Source organism: Legionella tucsonensis (assembly GCF_001468035.1).
In the GTDB taxonomy this organism is placed as follows: domain Bacteria; phylum Pseudomonadota; class Gammaproteobacteria; order Legionellales; family Legionellaceae; genus Legionella; species Legionella tucsonensis.
Window position 1 is genome coordinate 2,425,065 of the sequence record NZ_LNZA01000001.1, and the last position, 15,124, is coordinate 2,440,188.

Consider the following 15,124-nt stretch of genomic DNA (forward strand, 5'->3'; position numbering starts at 1 on the left):
GGGTAGATTTTCCATTAATTAATTGGATGATCTTTATGATCATGATCTTTGATAAAGAAAGCAAGAATAGTAACGAGTAATAATGACAGTGGTAATATCGATAAAGCAACCTGATAATCTACTACTGTATAGATATGCTCCCCCTCTACAATGCCACTGTCACCAAAAGTATCCAGTAACTTGCCAACAAGTGGTTGGAAAATAACACCCCCAAGGGTTACTATCATGTTTGTTGCTGCGAATACCGTACCTGATAATTGAGCGCCACTGCATTCCTTAGCCATAATAAATACTATAATTTCTGTCGCACTAAATACGCCATACAAAAACAACAAGACATTCAAGCTAAAGTAGGATAATCCAGGCCAATATAATACGATGCTAATACAAATCAAGGCTAAAATTGCGCCTAAAACCAAAGGCAACAAACGTCTTCCTGTACGATCTGATAAATATCCGGCAATAGGAGCACCAACTGCCCAACCCAAAAAAACTGCTGAGACAGTTCTGGCAGCCTCAACTTTAGTCAAATTGTGTGCTTGCTCCAAATACGTTTTTCCCCACAACTCACCAAATACAGACAATGAAGTATATAAACAGGCTCCAACAAAACCAATAACCCAAACTTCTGGTGCCATTAGCACTTTAAGAACATTTCTGAAGAACTCGGGTAAAGGATGTTTATTTGACTGATGTCCTTCAGGTCCATCACGAACCACGAGAAATATCAATACACTCAATCCAGAGCCTACAATGGCTATTAAGAATAATACATACTCCCAACCGATGCTCTCAGACCATTCAGTAATCTTCACTTCACCATAAACAAGCCCTAACATTCCTAAAGTAGTCATGAGGCCCGCAACTAAAGAAAAATAGCGTCTGGGTAACCAATGTAGTGCAAGAGACAATACACCGACAAACGCAAAGGAAGAGCCAAAACCCACTAAAAAGCGTCCCGCCCCCACCAAAAACATGGATGAGGTCAGGGTAAACATCCAGGAACCAATGGCACAACACACACAGGCAAACGTTAAAAGCCGTCGAGGACCAAATCGATCCATGAGCATTCCTACAGGCATTTGCATCGGTGAATATGCAAAATAATATAAGGCGGATATTTGGCCAAAAGTAGTCGCTGAAATATGCCCCAACGCGATGCTTAGTTCAGTCTGTAAAACCCCAGGAATAATACGCAAAATAAACTCATAGCAGTAAAAAACAGCCCCAACAAAGCATATAAGCATGCCAAAAAGCAATTGTTTTCTTGAAACAGTGTCATTTAGGTGCATGAGCGTGAGTTTCCCTTAAAAAGAAGGTTAATAAAGCAGCAATAAACATACTTAGTGGTATAAAAGCCAGTGCAACGCGGTAATCAGTGATGTTGTACAATTTATTAACATTTTCCACAACTAACGCAGTTGAAAGTGAGGCACCACTCCGTAAGGAATAACTAAAGTCCAATAAATGCCCTACTAAAGGCTGCAATAACATACCACCTAACATGACAATCATGTTGGTAAACGCCATAGCTGTACCTGCTGCCTCACCAGGACTCAACTCCCTTCCGACTGCAAACACAATTGCTTGTGCACTATAAGATAGCCCCAGGAAAAACATGATTACCTGTACATTAGCTTCACTTAAACCAGGGAAATACAGAATAACCAGCATAAGGACCGTAGCAACAGCAGCACCTAAAAACATAGGGAGCTTTCTGCGCGCTATTCTGTCAGAAAAGTATCCCATCAGGGGAGCGCCTAAAGTAAAACCTAAGAAAAGTAATGAATTCGCTACGCCCGCGCCATGCGCTGATAAGCCATGGGCATGCCTTAAATAGGGAATTCCCCATAATTCAGCAAATACAGTCGTAGGTAGATAAACCATACAACCATAAAGTCCATTAATCCATATTTGTCTATTACTGATTATTATATTTAAGTCAATCAGGCCTACTTTAAAATTGGAAACGGTACCGCTTTGCCTGTAGCGTCCTTTTTTATCGTGAACTCCCAACCACAATAAAAAGGTTAATACAATCCCAAAAAAGGCAGTCATGTTTAAGGTTTTAATCCATCCTATTTGGGTAACAAAAAGCTCTAAAAAATTATCGCCTAACATGGCTCCTACTGTTCCTAAAGCTGAAGTAATACCAGAAACCATAGCGAGCTTATTCTCAGGCAACCAGATTGTAGCAAGCTTTAATACCCCCACAAATGCAAATGCAGAGCCTAATCCGACTAAAAATCGTCCTGAAGCTGCAATCCAAAAAAAGGTTGTACCTGTGAATAAAAAAGTTCCAATTACGCAACTCAAACAGGCAAAAGTTAATAATCTTCGAGGACCATATCGATCCATCATAATCCCTACAGGTAATTGCATAGGGACATAGGCATAATAATAAATAGATGAAATATGCCCAAAGCCTGTGGCTGACAAATTAAAATGCTCACGTAGGGCAGTTTCCATTACACTTGGCGCTATTCGAAGCAAATATTCATAACTGTAAAACAGGGCTCCAAGACCACAAATAAGCCATCCAATTAATGGGTAATTTCTCCGGTTTTCAGAAAGCAAAGTAATCTCCTTAACTATTTGGTTAAGCAAGGGCACGCACTGTTTTCAATTCAACAGTAAAAGCCCTTAGCTAAATAATTCACCTATTATCCTGAGCGCAACCCGATACATCTCATACGGCATACTGCTACACCTTGAGTCCTGCATTCAGGATGCTTCTTATTCTAAATTACTACTTACTTGATTTGCTCCGCTTGCTATTGCAGCCTGAGCTACAGCAACAGGAACTCGTTCTCTTAAACGAGGATCTATAGGCTTGGGAATAATGTAGTTAGGACCAAAATCCCAATACGCAACACCTGGGTAATTATCCTTCACTACCTGGGGGACGGGCTCATGCACCAGTTGACGAATTGCTTCAACTGCAGCAATTTGCATTGATTGATTAATACACTTGGCGCGTACATCCAACGCGCCACGAAAAATATAAGGAAAACATAACACATTATTGACTTGATTAGGATAGTCGCTACGTCCGGTAGCAATGACCAAATCATCACGAACTTGAAAAGCCAATTCAGGTCTAATTTCAGGATCAGGGTTTGACAAAGCAAAAATAACAGGCCTAGGTGCCATTAATTTCAATAAATCGACACCTAATAAGTCCGGCTTGGCAACTCCAATAAAAACATCAGCATCAACGAGTGCATCTGCTAAAGTTCGAGATTCAGTAGTACGTGCAAAAGCAAATTTATAAGCATTTAAATCAGCTCGTCCAGAATGGATAACACCTTTTGTATCCAAAAGTAACATATTTTCTTTATGTGCCCCCAAAGCTACAAGCAATCGCATGGAAGCAATTCCTGCTGCTCCTGCTCCAATACAAACGATTTTTGCTTCAGATAATTTTTTTTGTTGTAGTTCAAGGGCATTAAGCAAAGCTGCTGCAACAACTATTGCAGTACCATGCTGATCATCATGGAATACTGGAATGTTCAATTGCTCAATTAAAGCCTGCTCAATTTCAAAACACTCTGGGGCCTTTAGATCTTCCAGATTAATCCCTCCAAAAGTGGGAGCAATCCGTTTTGCTGTAGAAATAAAAGCTTGCGAATCGTGAGCATCAATTTCTATATCAAATACATCAATGCCAGCAAAACGCTTAAATAATACTGCCTTACCTTCCATTACTGGCTTACTTGCAAGAGGCCCAAGATCTCCCAAACCCAATACTGCAGTGCCATTCGTCATAACAGCGACTAAATTTCCTTTATTAGTGTAACGATAGGCGTCTTCAGGGTTTTCTGCTATTGCAATTACAGGAGCAGCAACACCAGGCGTATAAGCCAGGGACAAATCACTCTGAGAGTCAGTTGATTTGGTAACATGGACACCGAGTTTTCCAGGGGTTGGAAACTCGTGATAATCTAATGCACATTGCTTTAAAACTTCATTATCCAAAGTACTTACTCTCTTTCATGTGAAACAAAACTTAAGTAAGGTTTAAAATCCTACTAACCATCGCCAACTCATCCTTATCCAAAGCACCATAGGCATACAAACATCTGGCTATATACTCACAGTTATTCAGAAAACAGCCATGAAGTGATGAAATTGGGACAAGAATTGGACGTCAAGAACCTACAAGCACTGCAAATTAGCATTGCAGGAACAATCTGTCAATAAGTTATACTTCGAATGAAGTATAATAAAAAGGCGCAAAGATAACGCGCCCCTTATTTCTTTTCTTCTTTAGCAGCTTGATTAGAACGCTGGCTATAACGATCACGGAACTTCTGAACACGACCCCCAGTATCCACCAATTTTTGCTTACCAGTATAAAAAGGATGACATTGTGAGCATACTTCAATGTTCAAATCTTTACACAATGTTGAACGGGTTTCAAATTCCTCGCCACAGCTGCATGTTACCTTAACTACTTTATAATCTGGATGAATTGATGCCTTCATAATACTACTCTCTCAGTTTTAAATGAGTATCGCCACCTGAACCCAATGCCAAGCACCATACTCGATACAAATGACGCAAAACAATAGCAGAAAATTTTCTGTAAAGCAATTTTTATAAAAATAGGGAGGTAATAGTCTCTTCAATTATTTAATGCTTTGATTCAAACTGCTACCACCACTTGAATAATGAAAATCGGAAATTGATGGAGTTCTCTTATAAACTCAATAAAGTTATCCCTTATCTCACCGCCGAATTGGTTAAATTTCTATCTATCCTTTTAATGTATATACTATAATAGATATATATTCGCACATTATGACAATTATTATGGCTGTAAAATATAAGCCTTTTGATGATCTGGATCGTGAAATACAAATTAAGCGCGGTGAAAGATATAGAAAAAATCAAATAGACTTTGATAATTCATCCATTGTTAACAGCGCTTCAAGAGTCTTGAACAGTCAAGGTTATACTAATTTTATTTCAATAATGGTCGGGCAAGACCGGGTTGGCGAACATTTTAACTTAGCAAATCAATTAGAAGAAAAAGGTATTGATTTTTCTAAGGCAGACCCTCGCTATGTATTTTTTTCTTTGCCTACCAAATTGGGAGAACATTCAGTTGCTGTCGTAATTGATCGAGAAAAGAAAAAAGTACACATTATGGATTCTTTAGGTGAGAATTACGTAGAAGCCAAAAAGCAAATTTCTCAATGCATCGAAGAAGGAATTTTGCATGGTTATAAAATTACGTGTGGTTCTGGGGTACAACAAAGGGATGAAATCAGTTGTGGCGTCCATAGTTCCGCAAATATTGTTGAAGTAATCACTGAAAGTATTCAACCTGAAGATGGACATAAATTACCCGAGCGGTCTGAGGAAGAAGTAATTAGGTTAACTGGCTTACTGAGCACTGCAAATGATGATGAAGCAGCAGATAGACAAAAACATGAAAAAGAATCCGCAATTGCTTACCGCCAAAAAAATATTTTAAAATCTATATTATTAAAGCAGAAACCAACAGCAGATCTGAACGTATTATTGAGAGAATTAAATAAAGAAATACCTCCTGATAGTGAATTTACACAAAGATCTTTGTATGATTTTTTAGACGATTTCAAAAAAAATTTCCCCAATAACAAGTTAAATGCAGAATTCAAAAAACCGAAATTTATTAACTTAATAAATAAATATCCCCCCTTAGATGGAAGATTGCAAGATTTACTAGAACGGGAAATGACTCAATTTTTTCACAAAAAAACCAATTTAGAAAAATTAAAAGATCTTTTTAATCGATCCACTTCGAGTAAAGAAACTAATGCAGAAAAAGAAGCCAGGAAACAAATCAAAGCCGAAATCGAAACAGCAAACTCCATCATGCAAAAAGAGAAAGAAGGAGGTGATCAAGTTCGTATCAAAAAATTAAAAGAAATCGCTGAGGATTGTAAAAAAAATGGAATTACTCATTTTCCTTGTTTAGAAGCTATAAAAGAACTGGCAGAAAATAAAAAAATCTATACTGGCATGGGATATGAATTTATAATGAGTAATCTCTCTCAACCTAATTTATTATCCATTAATAACATAGATCTACACATTGATCCCTATGCTCCTCTTAATCATGCTTATTCTCATGTTAGCTTATATAATGGTTTAAATAGTATTATTGATTCATTCATTTCCCAATATGAAAGGGCAAAAAATGCAGATTTACTCTATGAATGGAGTGGCAATTTTTTAGGTTATTGTCTTGATGGACAACTGGAGTCTGCTTTTCATTTTTTACAACTAAGAGATCAACCTAAAATGCCACTTCATAAAGGAATGGAAGTTTTTCTATCTGAATATGCTAAAGACTTTGCGGCGAGTAAATGGATAGGATTTGTTAAAACCTGGAGCGATCTTGGTAATCTTTATGAAGAGTATCAAACAGCCCTTGCTAAAGTAAACGAAGGTCAAACATATCTAATGAAACGTTCCGATATAAAAGATGAAGAATATTCACAGGAAAATATTCGACTCTTAAAACGGGTAATGTCTGGTATAGGGACAGCTTTCAACTCATCTCGTATAGCAGCGTTTATACTTGAGAAACATCCTGATTATGAGTTTAGTGATGGACAGAAATTAACTGAACAATTGATTAAAGACTATTTAAAAAATGTTCTAAACATGGAAGAACCTGCCTGTAATACCGAATCGACTAGCTCATATAAAAGCGTATTGACTCAACTCGATAGCGACCAAGTCCATGAGATAAAAAGTGCCAAAATAAAAACTCCAACAGAGACTATCACTCCAACTGTAAAAAAAGAAACACCTGCCTCTCCTCCTGAATCGGACACAGAAATCCATTCACCGCGCCTTTAAGGATGACTGTAAATTATTCAACTCAATTATTTTTTTGCATAAAAAGATGATATTTTTAACAATTTGTTACAAATTAACAATGTTTGGTCTACGCTTATAAAAACAAATTAATTTAACAGGAGTTAAAATGAAAAAACTGGCACTTTATAGGCTTGAAACACCCAATGACCTTGATATAAAAGATCGTCGTAAAATTGCTGAGGCTATTAACCCACTTTTGGCAGATACATTTGCATTATTCGTTAAAACCAAAAATTTCCATTGGCATATGACGGGACCCCATTATCGTGATTATCATCTCTTATTAGATGAGCAAAGCGAACAAATTCTTGCAATGATAGATGTTTTAGCAGAACGTGTACGCAAACTTGGAGAAAGAACAATCCATTCTATTGGGCAGATCAAAGAATTGCAAACACTTCAAGATGTCAATGAAACCTTGTCAGCAGATGATATGTTGCATAACCTCCTGGAAGATAATAAGAGTTTTTTAAAAAATATGAGAAAAGTTCATGAAGTGTGCAGTAAGCGAGATGATTTTGCCACAACCAGCCTCTTGGAAGTTTATATTGATGAAACAGAACGACGAATTTGGTTTTTATTTGAAACGTTACAAAATAAATAATGAATTTCAAGCAAGCGCTTAGGTAAGGGCTCGTGGGGAATGTTGAATCTTGGTCGAACAGGAATGGTAATGCGTGCGGAGCAGAACGGAAAAACCAAAACCGATATATTTTTTTCTTCCGACTCCGCCCGCTTCATCTCAAGCTATAAACTTACATTAAAATCCAATTCAACCCAAACAGGTGCATGATCAGAAGGTCTTTCTACTTTACGTGGTTCTTTATCAATAACTGATTGCCTGCATAATCCATTAAGTGCTTTACTCAGCAAAATATGATCAATACGCAAGCCCCGATTACGCCTGAAAGCTCCTGCACGATAATCCCACCAACTGAACACCTGCTCATCCTGCATAAAACTTCTAAAACTGTCATGCAATCCAAGTTGTAATAATTGCGTAAAAGCTTCTCGTTCAGCGGGACTAACTAATACCGAACCTACCCATTCAGCAGGATCATGCACATCACGATCTTCAGGAGCGATATTAAAATCGCCTACTACAGCCACATTAGGAAAAACACTCATTTGTAATTGAATAAATGCTGTAACCTTTTGCAACCAATTCAGCTTGTATTGATATTTATCTGAAGTGAGCTCAGAGCCATTGGGAACATATAAATTGATCAGGCGAATACCTGCAACAGTAACAACTAAAATACGTCGTTGAGGATCATCAAAATCAGGGATGTCGGTTAGAACATTAGAAAAAGGATATCGACTTATTACGGCAACACCGTTGTAAGTCTTCTGTCCTGAAAATGCCACATAGTAACCTTTCTCTGTAAACGCGGCCACAGGAAAATTTTCATCAAGCAGCTTCGTTTCCTGCATGGCAAGAACATCCATCTGGGTAGAATCAAACCATTCTAATACTTGCTCCAGTCTTATCTTCAATGAATTCACATTCCAGCTTGCTAATTTAAGCACACCAATCTCCCTTATATTCAATAAGCAAAGGAGCATGATCAGACAAGCGTGCTTCTCGAAAAATACGACTGTCCACTACATCCCCAGTAAAACCAGGAGTTACTATCTGATAGTCAATTCTCCATCCTACATTTTTTTCCCATGCACGTCCTCTAAAAGACCACCATGTATATTGGTCTTCTTCCTGATTATGTACACGAAACGCATCAACAAACCCCATAGCCCCAAACAAATCATCCATCCATGCTCGCTCTTCAGGTAAAAATCCTGAATTCTTCTGATTACCGCGCCAATTTTTCAAATCGATTTTTTTATGAGCAATATTATAATCCCCACACAAAATTAACTCTCGTCCCTCATTTTTTAATCGCATTAAATGTTCGGCAAACTGTTCGAGAAAACTGTACTTCACCATCTGACGTTCATCGCCACTAGTACCTGAAGGTAAATAAAGGGAGATAATACTGAATTTAGGATAATCAAATTGAATATATCGTCCTTCATTATCACAATAATCAAATCCCATACCTTTTACGATACGACTTGGTTTCTGGCGAGCATAAATTGCCACTCCGCTGTATCCTTTTTTTTGAGCTGAATAATACTCACAAAAATAATCACGAGGATAATATAACTCTTCTGGAATTAACTGCTCAGGTTGAGCCTTCGTTTCTTGAATACAAACAAAATCAGCATCTTGCATTGCAAGCCACTCGTAGAATCCGTTACGTGCTGCTGAACGTATACCATTGGCATTAAAACTAATTACTTTCATTTTTTTCACTTAATTTTATTATAGTCAGAATGAATATGTACTTTGGAAATCATCGCAAATATTCTTGGATTTCGCTTTGACCAGACTCAATAAAATCGCTCATCCTTTTCTATACAACTTAAGAGCGGCCCGTGCCAAACGCTCGCCTAAATGCTTGGCTAAATTAATTTCATCCTGACTCAGAGGTCGATCATTTGCCACACCAGAAACATGAGTTACACCATAGGGAGTTCCACCGCTAACCGTATCATTTAAAGACGGTTCAGAATAAGGTACTCCCAATAAAATCATACCCTGATGCAACAAAGGCAACATCATACTTAACAAAGTGGTTTCCTGACCTCCATGCATACTTGCAGAAGAAGAAAAAACACATGCAGGTTTATCTACTAAATCACCTGCCAACCACAAAGATGAAGTACTGTCCAAAAAATATTTCAAAGGAGCAGCCATATTTCCAAAACGAGTAGGGCTCCCCAAAGCGAGACCATGGCAATGTCGTAAATCTTCTAAGGTGACATAAGGTGCGCCCTTATCAGGAATTGCCTTATCGACCGTTTCACACGTAGTTGAAACAGGTGGAACCGTTCTTAAGCGTGCTTCAATACCCTCAACACGTTCTATACCACGTGCAATATATTGTGCTAATTGTGCTACAGAACCGGTCCGCGAATAATATAAAACCAAAACATAGGGATTAGACATCAAACAGCTCCATTATCTTAAGCCTAAAAAAGCAATGGGTTCTACCAAGCAAGCTAAGGTGGCCGCTACGAACTCAACTGCTTCTTTTAAGTTAAAATTTAAAATTATACTTTAATTGGTCTTCCAATTTTTTTTCAATAAATTTAATTCGTTGATATAAAGATCCTCCTTTTTCAGGTTTTAGTGTCTTCAAATCAGAAACAATGTCATCAGCAGAATCATAATAATTCTTAACTGATATATTCGCGATAATTTTACTTACTGCCCTGACATTATGCCTATTCCAATGTCTTGAAATCATCCGCCCAATAAACGAGCCGAATAAACAATTTTCTTTGGTATAATCTATAAGCAGCGCTTTGATTCTTCTTTGATTAGAATTCCCTTTGATTTTATTCCAAATCTTTGCATAAGTATCTGGAAAATCTAAAGTAGATTTTGAACGATTAAAAAAGGAATATAATTTTATCCCAACATGAGAACCAGAAGTTACTGAATCATCTACTCCTTCCTCTATAAGCTCAAGCTCCTCACTTATCATTGTAATAATAGAACTCGAATTATGTGACATTTTTTTCTCCTCCGTGAGAACATCTGTTCTTATAACCTACAGTTTAATCACATACCAAAATTCCAGTTGAATCAAGCCCCATCAAATTGAATGAGAGAGAGTAAATTGTCATTTAAAGAATATAGCGAGCTAAATCTTCATCCGCTACGAGCTGTCCGAGATTTTTTTCAACATATGCTTTATCAACATGGACAGACTCGCCTGATTTGTCTGTTGCTTCAAATGAAACAACTTCTAATAATCGCTCCATAACTGTATAAAGCCTACGTGCACCAATATTTTCTGTACGCTCGTTCACCTGCCATGCTACTTCAGCAATACGTCTAATTCCTGTCTCATCAAAAGTCAACGTTAGACCTTCAGTAGCCATTAAAGCACTATACTGCAACGTCAGTGAAGCAGTAGGCTCAGTAAGAATACGTACAAAATCATCGACAGAAAGAGCGGATAACTCAACACGTATCGGCAATCTACCTTGCAATTCTGCAATCAGATCAGACGGCTTAGCTACATGGAACGCTCCAGATGCAATAAATAAAATATGATCTGAACGAATCATACCGTATTTGGTAGTAACCGTTGTTCCTTCGACTAAAGGCAATAAATCTCTTTGTACGCCTTCACGAGATACATCCCCGCCTCCCCCATTTTCAGCACGTCGTGCTACTTTATCCAACTCATCAATAAAGACAATACCATTTTGTTCCACATTCTCTATGGCACGAACCTTAATATCATCTTCATTAATCAGTTTAGCCGCTTCCTCTTCACGTAAAATTTGCATGGCCTTACCAATAGTCATTTTACGGGTTTTCGTTCGATGACTACCCACTTGTTGAAACATGGACTGTAATTGGCTTGTCATTTCTTCCATGCCTGGAGGAGCCATAATTTCGATGCCTATTGGCGTTGTTGAAACTTCTATTTCAATTTCGTTCTCATTGAGAATTCCCTCACGCAATTGCTTACGAAAGACTTGTCTGGCTGTACTGTCTTTTTCACTTGGTGTTAAGCTGCCCCGTGCAGGAGGAAGTAATACATCAAGAATACGCTCTTCAGCTGCATCTTCAGCCAAATGCCCCACCTTCTTCATCGCAAATTCACGTTCTTGTTTTACTGCAATATCCGCTAAATCACGAAGAATAGAGTCCACATCCCGTCCAACATATCCTACTTCGGTAAACTTTGTTGCTTCCACTTTGATAAATGGAGCACGAGCCAATTTAGCCAAACGCCGAGCAATTTCTGTTTTACCAACACCAGTTGGCCCAATCATGAGAATATTTTTGGGCATGATTTCATTGCGTAAAGCGGGATCTTTAATATTCATACGCCGCCAACGATTACGCAATGCAATTGCTACCGCTCTTTTTGCATCATCCTGGGCAATAATATATTTATCCAATTCCTGGACAATTTCACGAGGCGTCATCACCTCTCGGATAATCTCACTCGCCTTGTTGTTATTTGTTGCCATGATTTAATTCTTCTATAGTTAAATTGTTATTGGTATAAATACAGATGTCTCCAGCAATAGCTAATGCTTTACGCACTATCTCCACAGCAGATAATTTTGTATTTTCCATCAATGCTCGCGCAGCTGCTTGTGCAAAAGGACCACCCGAACCAATAGCAATTAAGCTATGCTCAGGCTCGATTACATCACCATTACCTGTAATAATTAGGGAAGATTTGATGTCTGCTACAGCAAGCACTGCTTCAAGTCGGCGTAACATTCTGTCTGTTCGCCAATCTTTAGCAAGCTCAACCGCAGCACGGACCAAATGGCCTTGATGCATTTCCAGCTTACTCTCAAAACGCTCGAAAAGAGTAAACGCATCCGCAGTACCACCAGCAAAGCCAGCAATCACTTGATCTTTATAGAGGCGTCGCACCTTACGCGCATTACCCTTCATCACAGTATTACCTAAAGTTACCTGGCCATCTCCGCCGATAACTACTTGATTTCCGCGTCTTACTGAAAGTATGGTTGTCCCACGAAATTGTTCCAAAATTAAATCCTCAAATCAAACTGTAACCACATACATGGGGATGATAAACAAAAAAACAAGGGACTCAAAATGAATAATTACCCATTGAAACAATCCCCTGGTCTATACATTATTGGGGATATCCATAGAAATTAGATGAAAAAGGATACCCCGTGGGATAAATTTGCTAATCCAAGATGTTGTGCAATGCTTTGACCAACATCAGCAAAGCTATCGCGACGTCCAATAAAGCGGCTTTTAAGACTTGGACCATATACTAATACGGGAATATGTTCCCTTGTATGATCTGAGCCAGGAAAAGTAGGATCACAACCATGATCTGCAACAATAACAACCAGATCATCTGGCTTTAATAACGCATTAAGCTCTGGAAGACGTGCATCAAACACCTCAAGCGCATGTGCATAACCAGTTACATCACGCCGATGACCGTACGAGGAATCAAAATCTACAAAATTAGTAAAAACCAAACTCCCATCAGGTGCAGTCTTCATCGCGGTTAAAGTAGCATCAAATAAGCTCATATTACTGTCTGCCTTAATGACTTGAGTGATACCTTGATGCGCATAAATATCAGCAATTTTCCCTAAAGCAATAACTTCACGACCTGCTTCTTTCAAGTAATCAAGTAAGGTTTTTTCAGGGGGTAGTGTTGCATAATCCTTACGATTTGCTGTTCGTTTGAACGTTCCTGATTGACCAATAAATGGTCGAGCAATCACACGGCCAATCTGATATTCATCTACTAAAGTACGAGCAATTTCACAAACATCATACAAACGCTGCAAACCAAAACTTTCTTCATGAGCTGCAATTTGAAATACACTGTCTGCAGAAGTATAAACAATAGGCTTACCACTTCGCATATGTTCTTCGCCTAATTCTTCAAGAATGATAGTCCCAGATGCATGTTTCTCACCAAGTACTCCTGGTAAACCAGCACGTTGAATTAATGCATCAATTAATTTTTTTGGAAAACAAAATGGTTGCTCGGGAAAATAACCCCATTCAAAAGTAACTGGGACCCCTGCTAACTCCCAATGCCCACTTGGAGTATCCTTACCTAAACTCTGTTCTACTGCATAACCATAATAACCTATAGGTTCAGGAAAAGTGGACAATTCAACAAAACGCAAGCCGCTACTGGCTAAAGCCGCATGATAAAGCCCTAATTTAGCCAGATTGGGCAAAGTTAATGGGCCTTGACGCAGACCTACCCTGTCACTTTCACCGCGCTCACATGCTTGATGGATATGAACAAAAGTATTAGCACCAGCATCTCCATAACGAGATGCATCCAGACTCGCACCGATACCAAATGAATCCATGAGTAATATACAAACTCTACCTATCATCTTAGCCCTCAGTATGTTCGCAACGTGTTTCTTTTAAACCCAAAAGCATGAGAAAAGCGATTAATAAACCTACAGGTAAAATAATTGCAGCATATTGATATGCACTGAGTAGATATACGGGAGTACCGTTTATCATATGCATCCCACCATGGCTTGTTAGTAAATAACTGAACATATTTTGATACACAATATAACCGCCTTGAGTCAATATTGAAATGACACTTACAGCAGTTGCAGTCATTGCAGGCGAACTACTTTCAGCCACCAAAGCATAACTAATTACTTGTGCGGAAGTAAAGAAACCAAGCAGAAAAAACAAAAAGGCCATCACACTATAAGAAACTGGAAGATACAGTATTGCAAACAAAGTCAATAAAGAAGCAATCACTCCGATTTTCATGGGCATTACCCGTAAACCGATTCTATCAGATATCCAACCCACTAGAGGTGAACCAATAATCGCCCCCAAAAATAACATGCCATTCACCATAGATGCTTGAGCAGCGCTGATGTCTAACCTTTGCACCAGGTATAAGGTACCCATCATGGCACCAAATACAGCGATGGCCATATTCATTAAACTGGCATAGAATGCTGCACGCAAATATTGGGTATTTAAATAAGCTTTTTTAGCAGCTGAGATTACATTTATTGGATTTACGTCGTGTTTCAGTGCAGCCTGCGGTCTTTCTTTTATCCAGAAAAACATAACAATCAACATAGTAAAACCAAGGACCCCCACATCCTGTACTGCCTGACGCCATCCCACCAAAATCACTAATTGAGTCAAAGGATATTGTGCCAGCATACCTCCTGCCATTGCCATAGTTACAATAGCACCGGTTACTAAAGCCATACGCTTTGGTGGGAACCAATGTGATGCCAAACGCACCGGACCTAAGAAGCAGAATGCACTACCAATGCCTGTAACAAAACGACAAAACAATGCCATATAAAATGAATGGGAATAAGCCAAAAGAAAAGTGCTGGCTACACATAAAAACATGGCAATCAACAATGTATTTTTAATTGAGAATCGATCAAGCATCATTCCTGCGATAAAAAGAAACAATACATTAGATAAATAGTAAATGCTTGATAGCCAAGCCATTTTATCTGCTTGTATTTGAAAGTCCTGCATGATATTTGCAGCGATGGATGCAAACATATTCCCCTGAATAAACTCATAAAAAAAGAATAAAGTCGCAGCAAAACATACCATCCAGGGCAACAATGACGATTTAATCTCATTATATCCTTGAAACTCATCCACCACTTGCATTTTTACTCCTCAGCT

14 protein-coding genes are annotated in these 15,124 nt (G+C 38.4%); 2 read left to right on the top strand and 12 right to left on the bottom strand.

What is annotated here, in order from left to right; genetic code table 11:
• Positions 1–14 precede the first annotated feature (14 nt).
• The 4 genes from Ltuc_RS10680 to rpmE all read right to left on the bottom strand — a co-directional run bounded on the left by Ltuc_RS10680 (position 15) and on the right by rpmE (position 4,487).
• On the bottom strand, positions 15–1,292 hold the full coding sequence (locus Ltuc_RS10680; RefSeq protein WP_058521246.1) for an MFS transporter: 1,278 nt from the start codon (positions 1,290–1,292) through the stop codon (positions 15–17).
• Positions 1,279–2,577 carry an MFS transporter gene (locus Ltuc_RS10685; protein WP_058521247.1) on the bottom strand — a complete coding sequence of 433 codons (1,299 nt, stop codon included), beginning with the start codon at positions 2,575–2,577 and terminating at the stop codon, positions 1,279–1,281. The genes Ltuc_RS10680 and Ltuc_RS10685 overlap by 14 nt, the downstream gene beginning before the upstream one ends.
• Positions 2,578–2,736: 159 nt before the next feature.
• A complete protein-coding gene (locus tag Ltuc_RS10690; protein ID WP_058521248.1) occupies positions 2,737–3,978 on the bottom strand; it encodes a malic enzyme-like NAD(P)-binding protein in 1,242 nt (413 codons plus the stop codon).
• A gap of 275 nt (positions 3,979–4,253) precedes the next feature.
• Positions 4,254–4,487, bottom strand: coding sequence for a 50S ribosomal protein L31 (gene rpmE, locus Ltuc_RS10695; protein WP_058460082.1), 234 nt, complete (start codon positions 4,485–4,487; stop codon positions 4,254–4,256).
• Between the two features lie 328 nt (positions 4,488–4,815).
• On the opposite strand from rpmE, the gene Ltuc_RS10700 reads away from it, so the two are divergent.
• Together Ltuc_RS10700 and Ltuc_RS10705 are read left to right on the top strand one after the other, a co-directional pair.
• The gene (locus Ltuc_RS10700; RefSeq protein WP_058521249.1) at positions 4,816–6,858 is read left to right on the top strand and encodes a hypothetical protein; all 2,043 of its coding nucleotides are present in this window, start codon (positions 4,816–4,818) and stop codon (positions 6,856–6,858) included.
• A 127-nt stretch (positions 6,859–6,985) separates the two neighbouring features.
• Positions 6,986–7,483: a Dps family protein gene (locus Ltuc_RS10705; protein WP_058521250.1), complete on the top strand. Its 498-nt coding sequence runs from the start codon at positions 6,986–6,988 to the stop codon at positions 7,481–7,483.
• Positions 7,484–7,626: 143 nt separating this feature from the next.
• Here the strand turns inward: Ltuc_RS10705 and xth are convergent, their stop codons facing one another.
• From xth to Ltuc_RS10745, 8 genes are all read right to left on the bottom strand, one after another.
• On the bottom strand, positions 7,627–8,409 hold the full coding sequence (gene xth, locus Ltuc_RS10710) for an exodeoxyribonuclease III (RefSeq protein WP_058521251.1): 783 nt from the start codon (positions 8,407–8,409) through the stop codon (positions 7,627–7,629).
• Entirely contained in the window at positions 8,402–9,184 is a 783-nt protein-coding gene (locus Ltuc_RS10715; RefSeq protein ID WP_058521252.1) for an exodeoxyribonuclease III, read from the bottom strand. Before Ltuc_RS10715 ends, xth begins: the two co-directional genes overlap by 8 nt.
• A gap of 99 nt (positions 9,185–9,283) precedes the next feature.
• A complete protein-coding gene (gene wrbA / locus Ltuc_RS10720) occupies positions 9,284–9,889 on the bottom strand; it encodes an NAD(P)H:quinone oxidoreductase (protein WP_058521253.1) in 606 nt (201 codons plus the stop codon).
• A gap of 91 nt (positions 9,890–9,980) precedes the next feature.
• Entirely contained in the window at positions 9,981–10,460 is a 480-nt protein-coding gene (locus tag Ltuc_RS10725) for a DUF5617 domain-containing protein (RefSeq protein WP_058521254.1), read from the bottom strand.
• Between the two features lie 112 nt (positions 10,461–10,572).
• Positions 10,573–11,937 carry an ATP-dependent protease ATPase subunit HslU gene (hslU, locus tag Ltuc_RS10730; RefSeq protein WP_193786847.1) on the bottom strand — a complete coding sequence of 455 codons (1,365 nt, stop codon included), beginning with the start codon at positions 11,935–11,937 and terminating at the stop codon, positions 10,573–10,575.
• Positions 11,924–12,472: an ATP-dependent protease subunit HslV gene (gene hslV, locus Ltuc_RS10735; protein ID WP_058521255.1), complete on the bottom strand. Its 549-nt coding sequence runs from the start codon at positions 12,470–12,472 to the stop codon at positions 11,924–11,926. Before hslV ends, hslU begins: the two co-directional genes overlap by 14 nt.
• Positions 12,473–12,603: 131 nt before the next feature.
• Positions 12,604–13,827, bottom strand: a complete 1,224-nt coding sequence (locus Ltuc_RS10740) for a phosphopentomutase (protein ID WP_058521256.1) — start codon at positions 13,825–13,827, stop codon at positions 12,604–12,606.
• Between the two features lies 1 nt (position 13,828).
• Positions 13,829–15,109 (bottom strand): MFS transporter, encoded by a 1,281-nt coding sequence (locus Ltuc_RS10745; RefSeq protein WP_058521257.1) that lies wholly within the window; start codon positions 15,107–15,109, stop codon positions 13,829–13,831.
• Between the last annotated feature and the right edge of the window lie 15 nt (positions 15,110–15,124).

Excerpts from the sequence above, each read along its gene's own strand:
- wrbA (WP_058521253.1), bottom strand. The coding sequence starts at position 9,889 with ATGTCTAATCCCTATGTTTTGGTTTTATATTATTCGCGGACCGGTTCT.
- rpmE (WP_058460082.1), bottom strand. The coding sequence starts at position 4,487 with ATGAAGGCATCAATTCATCCAGATTATAAAGTAGTTAAGGTAACATGC.
- Ltuc_RS10740 (WP_058521256.1), bottom strand. The coding sequence starts at position 13,827 with ATGATAGGTAGAGTTTGTATATTACTCATGGATTCATTTGGTATCGGT.
- Ltuc_RS10745 (WP_058521257.1), bottom strand. The coding sequence starts at position 15,109 with ATGCAAGTGGTGGATGAGTTTCAAGGATATAATGAGATTAAATCGTCA.
- Ltuc_RS10700 (WP_058521249.1), top strand. The coding sequence starts at position 4,816 with ATGGCTGTAAAATATAAGCCTTTTGATGATCTGGATCGTGAAATACAA.
- hslU (WP_193786847.1), bottom strand. The coding sequence starts at position 11,937 with ATGGCAACAAATAACAACAAGGCGAGTGAGATTATCCGAGAGGTGATG.
- Ltuc_RS10725 (WP_058521254.1), bottom strand. The coding sequence starts at position 10,460 with ATGTCACATAATTCGAGTTCTATTATTACAATGATAAGTGAGGAGCTT.
- Ltuc_RS10705 (WP_058521250.1), top strand. The coding sequence starts at position 6,986 with ATGAAAAAACTGGCACTTTATAGGCTTGAAACACCCAATGACCTTGAT.
- Ltuc_RS10680 (WP_058521246.1), bottom strand. The coding sequence starts at position 1,292 with ATGCACCTAAATGACACTGTTTCAAGAAAACAATTGCTTTTTGGCATG.
- Ltuc_RS10715 (WP_058521252.1), bottom strand. The coding sequence starts at position 9,184 with ATGAAAGTAATTAGTTTTAATGCCAATGGTATACGTTCAGCAGCACGT.